This is a genomic window from Alkalidesulfovibrio alkalitolerans DSM 16529 (assembly GCF_000422245.1).
GTDB lineage: Bacteria > Desulfobacterota > Desulfovibrionia > Desulfovibrionales > Desulfovibrionaceae > Alkalidesulfovibrio > Alkalidesulfovibrio alkalitolerans.
In genome coordinates, this window is sequence record NZ_ATHI01000007.1 from 73,082 (window position 1) to 82,972 (window position 9,891).

General features: G+C 63.8%; 8 protein-coding genes. 2 read left to right on the forward strand and 6 right to left on the reverse strand.

Annotated elements, in window-relative coordinates; translation table 11 throughout:
• Positions 1 to 8 precede the first annotated feature (8 nt).
• The 3 genes from hisF to DSAT_RS05400 are packed head-to-tail and all read right to left on the reverse strand — an operon-like array spanning position 9 to position 2,280.
• A complete protein-coding gene (gene hisF, locus DSAT_RS05390) occupies positions 9 to 788 on the reverse strand; it encodes an imidazole glycerol phosphate synthase subunit HisF (protein WP_020886583.1) in 780 nt (259 codons plus the stop codon).
• Positions 778 to 1,419, reverse strand: coding sequence for an imidazole glycerol phosphate synthase subunit HisH (hisH, locus tag DSAT_RS05395; protein ID WP_020886584.1), 642 nt, complete (start codon positions 1,417 to 1,419; stop codon positions 778 to 780). The genes hisF and hisH overlap by 11 nt, the downstream gene beginning before the upstream one ends.
• A 27-nt stretch (positions 1,420 to 1,446) precedes the next feature.
• Positions 1,447 to 2,280: a DsbA family protein gene (locus DSAT_RS05400; RefSeq protein WP_020886585.1), complete on the reverse strand. Its 834-nt coding sequence runs from the start codon at positions 2,278 to 2,280 to the stop codon at positions 1,447 to 1,449.
• A gap of 329 nt (positions 2,281 to 2,609) precedes the next feature.
• Between DSAT_RS05400 and rfaD the strand changes: the two genes are divergently transcribed.
• Entirely contained in the window at positions 2,610 to 3,593 is a 984-nt protein-coding gene (gene rfaD / locus DSAT_RS05405; protein ID WP_020886586.1) for an ADP-glyceromanno-heptose 6-epimerase, read from the forward strand.
• Positions 3,594 to 3,715: 122 nt separating this feature from the next.
• Here the strand turns inward: rfaD and DSAT_RS05410 are convergent, their stop codons facing one another.
• The 3 genes from DSAT_RS05410 to DSAT_RS05420 form a co-directional block, all read right to left on the reverse strand.
• Positions 3,716 to 4,132, reverse strand: a complete 417-nt coding sequence (locus tag DSAT_RS05410) for a hypothetical protein (protein ID WP_020886587.1) — start codon at positions 4,130 to 4,132, stop codon at positions 3,716 to 3,718.
• A 113-nt stretch (positions 4,133 to 4,245) separates the two neighbouring features.
• Positions 4,246 to 6,117, reverse strand: a complete 1,872-nt coding sequence (gene mutL, locus DSAT_RS05415; protein ID WP_020886588.1) for a DNA mismatch repair endonuclease MutL — start codon at positions 6,115 to 6,117, stop codon at positions 4,246 to 4,248.
• Positions 6,118 to 6,130: 13 nt separating this feature from the next.
• Positions 6,131 to 8,479, reverse strand: a complete 2,349-nt coding sequence (locus DSAT_RS05420) for an LPS-assembly protein LptD (RefSeq protein ID WP_235695920.1) — start codon at positions 8,477 to 8,479, stop codon at positions 6,131 to 6,133.
• A 244-nt stretch (positions 8,480 to 8,723) separates the two neighbouring features.
• Between DSAT_RS05420 and alr the strand changes: the two genes are divergently transcribed.
• Positions 8,724 to 9,848, forward strand: coding sequence for an alanine racemase (alr, locus tag DSAT_RS05425; RefSeq protein WP_020886590.1), 1,125 nt, complete (start codon positions 8,724 to 8,726; stop codon positions 9,846 to 9,848).
• The last annotated feature ends 43 nt before the right edge of the window (positions 9,849 to 9,891 follow it).

A 9,891-nucleotide genomic window follows, 5' to 3' on the forward strand; every position in this document is an offset into this window, starting at 1 on the left:
AGCGGCGGCTACCAGACGGAGCGCACTTTCACGCCCTTGTCCGCCATGTAGTTTTTGATATCCGGGATGGTGTACTCGCCGTAGTGCACGATGGAGGCGATGAGAGCGGCCGTGGCCTTGCCCTCGGTCACGGCCTCGACCATGTGCTGGGGGCTTCCCGCGCCGCCCGAGGCGATGACCGGGATGGACACGGCCTCGGCGATCATCCGGGTCAGGGTCAGCTCGTAGCCGTCCTTGGTGCCGTCCGCATCGATGGAATTGACGCACAGTTCGCCCGCGCCCAGCGCCTCACAGGTCCTGGCCCACTCCACGGCATCGAGCCCCATGCGCTTGCGTCCGCCGTGGATGACGATCTCGTAGCCCGAGGGCGTCTGCTCCGAGACGCCCACCTTGAGCACGTCCATGCCCACGACCACACATTGCGAGCCGAACTGGGCCGCGCCCTGGCTGATGATGTCCGGGTTGCCCACGGCGGCGGAGTTCACCGAGACCTTCTCCGCGCCCGCGAGCAGCACGGCCCGCATGTCCTCCACGGTGCGGATGCCGCCGCCCACGGAGAAGGGGATGAATATCTGCGAGGCCACGCGCTCGACCACGTCTAGGAATATCCCCCGGCCCTCGTGCGAGGCCGTGATGTCGTAGAAGACGATCTCGTCCGCGCCCTGCTCGTAGTAGTGGCGGGCGCTCTCCACGGGATCGCCGATGTCCACGTTGCCCACGAACTTGACGCCCTTGGTGAGCCTGCCGTCGCGTACGTCCAGGCAGGGGATGACGCGTTTACTGAGCACGGCGGGCCTCCTTGCAGTAGTCGGCGAAGTTCATGAGGATGCGCAGTCCCGGCCGTCCGCTCTTCTCGATGTGGAACTGGAAGGCCCACAGCCCCTCGCGGCCGTGGACCGAGCAGAACTCCACGCCGTAGGTGGTGGTGGCGATGACGAATTCGTCCTTGGGCACGGGGTAGTAGGAGTGCACGAAGTAGAATTCGGCCTCGGGCTCGACGCCCGCGAGGATCGAACTGTCCATGACCTTGGCGATCCTGTTCCAGCCCATGTGCGGCACCTTGATGGGTTCGCCGTCCTCGTCCTTCCAGGCGCGGTTGAAAAGCGCGCACTGGCCCGGAACGATGCCCAGCGTCCTGGTGTCGTTCTCTTCCGAGTAGTCGAGCAGGATCTGGCAGCCTACGCAGATGCCCAGTAGCGGTTTTTCCTTCCAGACCTGCTCCTTGAGCACGTCGGAAAGGCCGGTTTCAGTCAGCTCCCGCATGGCTTGTCCGGCTGCACCCACACCGGGGAAGATGAGTCCGCGCGCCCGGTCGATGACTTTGGGGTCCGCGGTGATGACGTTTTCGATGCCCAGGTAGTTCAGGGCGCGGCTGACCGAAGTCTGGTTGCCGGCCTTGTAGTCGAGGATGGCGAGCATGGTCGTCCTTTTGGGTCCTTGGTGTCGTTATTTCGAATCCGGGCAGTCGAGGCACGTGCCCGTGGTTTCGCCTCGGGCCGCGCGGGCCGCGGCCACCTGCTTGAGCACGTCCTCGTATTTGGCCAGGGGCCAGGAGCCGCGCACAGAGACGCCGCCGACCACGAAGGAGGGCGTGCCTCGGAAGCCGAACTTCTGCGCCTCTGCGGTGTCCTTCTCGATGCGCGCGAGGACATCCGGGTTCTGGAGGTTGGCGGCCAGGCGCTCCAGATCGATGGAGTGCGAGGCTGCGAGGCCGTCCAGGATGGCGTCCAGAGTCGGCGCGAAATTGCGCTGCAGGGCCTCCTGCTTGGTGAAGACTTCGTCATGGAAGGCCCAGGCCGCCGCATGATCCTGCATGCCGACGGCCTCGTGGACGCGGGCCAGGGTCAGGCCGTTTTCGCTGCGCGGAAAGTGCTTGAATTGCAGGCGGATCTTGCCGGGATACTTTTTCACGAGCTCGTGCATGGTCTCGGCGGCGATGCCGCAGTAGGGACACAGGAAATCGGAGTACTCGACCACGGTGAAGGGGGCGTCGAGCGGGCCGAGCACGGGGCGCGCGGGGTCGAGGCCGGGGTCCAGGGGATTGGCCAGCTCGGCCTCCATGCGGCGCTTGTCCTCGGCCGCCTGCTTGGCCGCCGCGCCCTGCTCCACGATTTCGTAAAGCGGGATGCGCTGCTCGCGCAGGACTTCGAGGATCAGTTCCGGGTGCTCCTTGAGGATGGCGCGCAATTCCTCGCGTAGCGTTTCGCGGTTGGGCTTTTGCGCGTCGGCGCAGGACACGGCGAGAAGCACGAAGAGCACAAGGGGGATCAGGGAACGCATGGATTTTCTCCTGCTGGCGTGCGAAAGCAAAGAAGGAAATTTTGCAGAATTTGTGAGCGAAGGCAAGCCCGTCGCGTCTGTTCGGCCGGTATTCCGGCTGGTTCGATCTCTGTAGGAAATTGCCCCCTCAAGGCCACCGAGGTTTTGCCGTCAAGGGTGGAAATTCGGTCCGGCCTCGCTGTGTAGTCTTTCAAAGCACATTCACCTTCCCATCCGCCATAATTTGGACTATTCGCGGCAACGCAGCAGATGGGGCTTTTTCAGCAGCCTGACCTGGGGTATGTTTTGCCGTCGCCTGACAGCGACGCAAATCGCGTAAAGGAGTGGCAATGTACGTCGTAACGGGAGGAGCCGGATTTATCGGCAGCGCCTTCGTCTGGAAGCTCAATCAGATGGGCGTTTCGCGCATCGTGGTCGTGGATGAGCTCGGGCATGACGAGAAATGGAAAAATCTCGTTCGGTTGCGCTACGAGGAATATGTCCACAAGGACGAATTCCTGAAGACTGTCGAGGCCGGGCGCGACCCTTGGGGCGTGCGCGCCGTGGTGCACATGGGCGCGTGCTCCTCGACTACGGAGACCGACGCCGACTACCTGATGCGCAACAACTTGCGTTACTCCCAGATCCTGGCCAAGTTCTGTGTCGAAAAGCGAGCCCGCTTCGTCAACGCATCGAGCGCGGCCACCTACGGCGACGGGACGCTCGGCTTTTCGGATGACACCGAAACCATGCTCCGCCTCAAGCCGCTGAACATGTACGGCTACTCGAAACAGCTCTTCGATCTCTGGGCGCACAGCACCGGGTTGCTCGATCATCTCGCGAGCCTGAAGTTCTTCAACGTCTACGGCCCCAACGAGTACCACAAGGGCGACATGATGAGCGTGATCTGCAAGGCGCACAAGCAGATCGGCGAAACCGGGCGGCTTCGGCTCTTCAAGTCCTACCGGCCGGATTACGGCCCAGGTGAGCAGAAGCGCGACTTCATCTACGTCAAGGATTGTCTCGAAGTCATGTGGTGGCTCCTGGAGAATCCGAGAGTGAACGGCGTCTTCAACGTGGGCACCGGCAAGGCGCGCAGTTGGAACGACCTGGCCCGGGCGGTGTTCGCGGCCATGGGGCGCGAGCCGGACATCGAATACATCGAGATGCCCGAGGCCATCCGCGACAAGTACCAGTATTTCACCGAGGCCCCCATGGAGAAGCTGCGGCGCGCCGGGTACGATCGCGAATTCACGAGCCTGGAGGACGGGGCGCGCGATTACGTGCAAAACTACTTGGAGAAGCCCGAGCAGCACTTCGATTCGCTGGGTTGAGACTTCAAACGCTTGCGGCGGGCCGGGGTTTGCTACGAACTTCGTTTCCAAGCCGTTGAGAGAGCCCGGCTTCTGCGTGGAATCATTCGCGGGACCGGGCTTTTGTCTTTCCTTGAATGCCTTTATGCGCGGCTGCCGTGCAGCCTGAGCGCGGCGGAACGCTCGATGAGTTCGAGGACGAGCACGGCCAGGGCCAAGTCCTTGGCGTTTTCCGGTGTTGTCAGTTCGTAGATGCAGCTTTTGAAGTCGAAGATCGTCTCGGCCAGCGCCTTGGCCCGCTCCCTGCCCTCGGTCTGCTGGCAGATGTCGAGCACGCACAGAAGGTGGTGCTTCCACTCTTCCTGCAGCGGGAAATGGTGGTCGAGGATTTCCCGAATGCGCATGGCGCCGAAGACGACGCCGGTTAGGCCGCTGAAGTCGTGCGCCCAGATTTCGTCCTTGCATACCCGCAACGGGCTTTTCTTTCGCGCCGCCTCGGTGGCTGGGGCGATCAGAACCGTGCGCCGCCTGAATTCCTGGATGGAAATGACTGTGGCCATGATGTGCCTCCCTGCATAAGCACGGACCTAAAGGCCCTTTCCGCGCGCATCCTGTGCGCGGCATGCATCCGTTTTCGGTCGGAAGGGAGAAAACTTTATGGCCGGGAGAGGATTCAGCGGCGCTTGAAAAGGCGTTCGAGATCGGCGGCCGACAGGCGGACGAGCGTCGGCCTGCCGTGCGGGCAGTTCTCGCGGCCGGGCGCGGCCAGCCAGGCCTCGATGAGCCCGAGCGCCTCGTCGCGGGCGAGCGGGGTGCCGGCCTTGAGCGCCGTCTTGCAGGAGAGCAGCACCCAAAGGTCTTCGAGCGATCCGGACTGGCCGCTCAGGGCGGCCTCGACGTACTCGCGCGCCGCGCCCGCCGTGAGCGAGGGCGGCGTGGACGTGATCCGCAAGAGGTCCGCGTCGGCGGACAGGCCGAAACCGAGCGAGCGAAGCTCCTGCCAGGCCTCTCCCAGCCGGGCGGCTTGGGACGGATGCAGCCGCATCTCGATGGGCAGGGCCAGCGGCATGGACTGGCCGCTCGTTCCCCGCTCGCGCATGGCCGCGTAGAGCACCCGTTCGTGCGCCGCGTGCTGGTCGAGGATGCCCAGGCTCCCGTCGGGCAGGGCCAGGAGCAGGTAGGTGGCCTCGATCTGGCCCAGGTAACGCATGCCGTGCAGCGAGGGGGCTGCCGTGCGTTCGGGAAATATCTCCGGGTCTCGGCGGGGCGCGGAGGCGCTTTGGGGGGGACGGTCGTTCTGAGGCGAGGTTTGGGCGTGTGTTGAGAAGTCCTGGTAGGGCGAGAACTTGGCCCGTTGGGCAAGGGGTTGGTGTGCGGGCAGGTCGAGGGAGGAAGGGCGATCCGCCGGGGCGCGGAGAAACTCCGAGGGGCGGTCGGGTTGTGTCGCCTCGCCCCTGCGTGCGTATCCGAAGAGACCTTTTTTGTCCGCAGCGCGGCCGGCTTCGGGAATGCCTCGCGGCGCGAGGGCGTAGCCTGCGGGTGCGGAAGCGTCCAGGGCGTCGGCCAAGGCTTGGCGCACCAGCCTGAACACGGCTTGCTCGTCGCGGAAGCGTACTTCGAGCTTGGCCGGATGCACGTTCACGTCCACTTCCAGCGGATCGAGTTCGAGGAACAGCGTGAGTTGAGGGTATTCGCGGGCCAGCAGGCGGCCCTTGTAGGCCTCGCGGGCGGCGCTGGCGAGCAGTCTGTCCTGCACGGGGCGGCCGTTGACGAAGAAGAGCATGCGGTCGGGCCTGGCCTGGGCCTTGAGCGGGTTGCCCGCAAGTCCGCTAAGCCGCATTCCGTCCCGGGCGCGGTCGATCTCCATGAGCCCTTCGCAGATGGCCGGGGGCCAGAGTACGGCCAGACGGGCAAGCAAGGTCTGCCCGGCCGTGAAGCGGAAAAGCGAGCGGCCGCCCGAGGAGATGACGAAGCCCGTGTCCAGATGCGCCAAGGCCATGCGGGCCACAACCTCGTGGCAGCGTCTGGCCTCGGTGGCCTCGGTCTTGAGGAATTTCAGGCGGGCCGGGACGTTGGCGAACAGGTCGCGGATTTCAACGACCGTTCCTTTGGCCAAGGCTGCAGGCCGCACCTCGCCCAAGCGGCCGTGCTCCACGTCCAGGGCATACGCCTCGTCTCGCCCGGCACGCGAGGTGATGGTCAAGCGCGAGACCGAGGCAATGCTCGCCAGGGCCTCGCCGCGAAAACCGAAACTGGCCACGCGCATCAGGTCGTGAAACGAGGCGATCTTGCTTGTGGCGTGCCGCGTCACGGCCAAGGGCAACTGGTCCGGCGGAATGCCCGCGCCGTCGTCGCTGATGCGGATGAGCCCCTGGCCGCCGCGCTCGATGTCGACGGTGATGCGTCTGGCGCCGGCGTCCAGGGCGTTTTCGACGAGTTCCTTGACCACGCTCGACGGGCGTTCGACCACCTCGCCAGCAGCGATCTGGTCGGCCAGTTCGGAGGGCAGGATGCGGATTTCTGCGGATTCGTCAGCGCGGGACATGGCGTTGTCGGCCTTACGGGCTGACGCGCTCGGTAAAGCCGATACTCGGAGTGTTGAAGCCAAGGATGGACACCCACAGCGAAACCGAGCGGTCGTACTGGTCCTGTTTGTAAACGGCGCTGACGTCGTAGCACTGGGCGTGCCACGTCAGCCCCAGGGCGGCGTTGACGGTTGTGTCTTGGCGCAGGTCGCGCTGGTAGGAGGCGTCCAGGGTCAGGCTGTAGGGCAGATGCAGCCTTCCGTTGAGGGTCAGCATGTTGATGGCGTCACGGTTTTGCCGTTTGTACTCGTCGATCTTGCTGTACTGGGTCAGGCCCACTCGCATGCTGCCGTATTCAGGGTCGGAAACGCCGATCGAATTCTGGATCTGGGTGATGCCCTCGCCGTAGGGTGAAATGAAGACCTTGTTGGTCAAGGACAGCCAGGAGAGGGGACTCAGTTCGAGTTGCGAGAGCACGTCGGAGAAGGGACGGCGGGGGTAGATGTCGAGATGCGTCCCTCGCTTGGCCTCTTCGAAATCGTATCCCTGTTCCAGGCGGTGGCGGATGAAGTCCCGGTAGTCGAAGGCCAGATAGGGATCGGGCTCTCCGTCTTCGGTAAGACCGGCGACGATCTGGCCCCGCTTGCGGTTCAGCACGTTGATGAAGGAATAGCGCAACTCGTTGTTGGGCTGGATGCGGTCGAACTGGTCGAAATCGGGACGGGCCGTCTGATCCTTGTTCTGGACGCGGATGTAGTCCAGGCGGGGCTGAATGGAGTGTTTGAGAGCAGTCCAGGTGGAGCTTCCGGCATATTCCGCGGCAGGGTTGCGATATATCTCACCCATCCCGAGGTCGTAGACGCCGAAGACCTCGGAAAAGGCCGTGACCCGGACGTCGTACATGCCCCGCTCCTGGGTGCGTTCGTTGGAGCGGCCTTCGGGGTTGGCCTGGAAGTTCGTGACCGAATAGAAGGTCTGACGCCAGCCCACGGAGGGGATGACGGAGCCGTAAGGGCTGGACAGAGGCAGGCTCAGCCGGGGATGGGCGTCGAAGCGGCCGCCGGACACGCCGTAGCGCCGGTCAAAGTAGGACAATGACGAATCGGCCTCAATCTCGAAAGGCGAGCCGAAGAACTGTTGCTTATAGGCGTAGGCGCTCAACTCAGGCAGAAGCTGCACGGTGGGATCGCGACTCCCTGGGGTGTTACCGCCCTTGTAGCGTAGGTCCTCGGTATACTGGGCTTTGAGGTTTACGGCGTATTCCGCGTCCCAGGCGCGGCTCAGAAGGCCCGTGCTGGTTCGCGTGAGCGAGTCGATGGTCTCGATGTCGCGGCCGAACTGATTCACGAAGTCGTTGTAGCTGCGCGAGTAACTCGAATGCAGGATGTCGTAGGTGCGCAGGAAGGTGCTGTCCGAGGCGTAGTCGATGTCGAGTTTGGCCTTGATGGAAGGATCGAACACCCATCCGTTGTACTTGCTGCGCAGCCAGTAGCGGTTGGCGTTTGTGCGCGCGAGATTTTGGGATCTGAACTGGCTTTCCTGCTCGGCTGCGGTTTTCACCACAACCCGGTCGTTGATGTAGTCCAGCCGCCACAGGCCGAGCGTTTCGGCGTCCGTGGCGTGCCTGTACTCCAATCCTCCCATGACACCGCGCTTACCGAAGTAGGTTGCGGTGGCGGTCATGTCGCGCTCTTTGTCGATGGCCCAGAAGAAGGACTGGCTGACGAAGCCGCCCAGACGAGACGAGGAGCCCCAGGCGGGAGCAAGCAGGCCGGACTGCCTTTTGGCCTGTAGCGGCACACGCATGAACGGCGCATAGAGCACCGGCACGTCGCGGATACGTATCTTTGGGTCGTGGACGTCGGCATAGTCGCCGAGTCTGATCTCGCCGCTGGAGACTTGGATGGACCAGTCGGGAGTCGGTCCTTCGCAGGCGGTCAGGGTCGCCTCGCCGAAGGTGTAGCTCTCCATGGGAGTGCGGTGTATCTCCTTGCCCTCAACCACCACGGCGCTTTGTTCGATGAAAATGGTGCCGTTCTTGATCGTGCCCGTTTTGTTGACCAGATCGAATTCGGCCTGATCGGCGTAGATGTCGTAGTCGTTCCAAAAGGTGTGGACGTTGCCCTTGAGGTATATCCAGCCGGTGTCGCGATGGTATTCGATGAAATCTGCCGAGAGGAAATTTTCTCCGCTGCGCAGGACCGCGTTGCCCCAGGCCTGTGAGATGCCGGCCGCGTGATTTGTGGAGACGCGATCCGCTGTGAGATTCCACTGCTGGTTGGCGAGATCGACGGCGTGGGCAGGTGGGTAAGGCAGGAAGACTGAAAGCAGGAGGAGCGCGACGAGAAACAGGGCGGCCCGCGGCTGTGCGATTCGCATCATCTGTCTCGCGTTCGTGATGAAGATGCCGTTCTGCATTCCCGTATGGAGTTTTGCGGCCCCTGGCCAGTGCGTAAGGCGCGTTATGGGTAGCACAACAACTTACGGGTGCACAAGCGTTCGATGTCTGGAAAACAGCCTCGGGCGGGGCTTTTTCGACTTTTCTTGCGCCCGCGAACCGGATAGAAGCGGACCTTGCCCCGCAAGGCGCCAAGGCGTTTTTCGAATCCGGGGCTCGGAGAAATGTATGGGCGTTCCCTACAACAGGCTCGTGGCGCGCATCGACCTTGATCGTATCGCGCACAATTACGCCATGTTGCGGCGTTTTGGAGACAATCCGGCCCCGGTAGTCAAGGCCGATGCCTACGGGCACGGCCTGTTTCCCGTGGCCAAGACGCTCGCCTTGGCTGGAGCGAAGACGCTTTGCGTCGGCAGCGTGGAGGAGGCCTCGGCTCTGTGCGGTGCATACGGCGGGCGCGTCGTCGCACTGCTCGGCCCCTTGGACATGGCCGACGCCAGGGCCGTGGTCGACGACGACCTCGTTCCCATGGTCTACCGCTTCGATCAACTCGACATGCTGGCCGAGGCCGCGAGGGAAGGGGGGGCGCCCGTCAGGCTGGCGCTGAAGTTCGATACCGGCATGGGGCGGCTCGGTTTTCGCCCGGCCGATGCGCCCGCGCTCGTCGGGCGGCTTCGCGGCGATCCGCGCCTGCAACTTGAGATCGTGGCCTCGCATCTGGCTACAGCCGACGAGCCGGACAATGCGGCCTATGTCGCCCGGCAGGCCGGAGTTTTCAAAGACATCTGCGCCGTTTTCGCGGCCGCAGGGTTCGTGTTCGAGCGGACCCTGGGCAACTCGGCGGCCATGCTGGCGCATGAGGAGTGTCGGCTGGACATGCAGCGGCCGGGCATCGCCCTGTACGGGGCCAATCCCTTCGCTGGGACGGCCCTGGCCGATGTGGGCAAGGAACTTTTGCCCGCCATGGCCGTCTCCACGATTATCGCTCACGTTCACGATCTGGCTGCTGGCGAGAGCGTGAGCTACGGGTGCACCTTCACGGCCGACGCGCCCATGCGTGTGGCCATCGCAGTCGCTGGCTATGCGGATTGCTACTCGCGGAGCTTGAGCCGCCGCGCCGAGATGGTCGTGCGAGGCCGCCGCGCCCGCGTGCTCGGCCGGGTCTGCATGCAGCTCACGGCCATCGACGTCACGGACATCCCCGACGTGGTCCCGGGCGATGCGGCTTGGTTGCTGGGTGGCGACGGGCCTTCGCCGGTCACGCCCGAGGAACTGGCCGCCTGGTGGGGGACGATCACCTACGAGGTCTTCTGTCTTCTGGGGCTGAACAGGCGCGAGTACGCGGGTGGATGAGCCCGTTACGCCTTCTTCGTTCGAAACGGCAAGGGGACCGCAT

Coding starts and splice junctions, on each gene's coding strand:
- hisH (WP_020886584.1), bottom strand. CDS start 1,419: ATGCTCGCCATCCTCGACTACAAGGCCGGCAACCAGACTTCGGTCAGC.
- mutL (WP_020886588.1), bottom strand. CDS start 6,117: ATGTCCCGCGCTGACGAATCCGCAGAAATCCGCATCCTGCCCTCCGAA.
- DSAT_RS05400 (WP_020886585.1), bottom strand. CDS start 2,280: ATGCGTTCCCTGATCCCCCTTGTGCTCTTCGTGCTTCTCGCCGTGTCC.
- DSAT_RS05410 (WP_020886587.1), bottom strand. CDS start 4,132: ATGGCCACAGTCATTTCCATCCAGGAATTCAGGCGGCGCACGGTTCTG.
- DSAT_RS05420 (WP_235695920.1), bottom strand. CDS start 8,479: ATGATGCGAATCGCACAGCCGCGGGCCGCCCTGTTTCTCGTCGCGCTC.
- rfaD (WP_020886586.1), top strand. CDS start 2,610: ATGTACGTCGTAACGGGAGGAGCCGGATTTATCGGCAGCGCCTTCGTC.
- alr (WP_020886590.1), top strand. CDS start 8,724: ATGGGCGTTCCCTACAACAGGCTCGTGGCGCGCATCGACCTTGATCGT.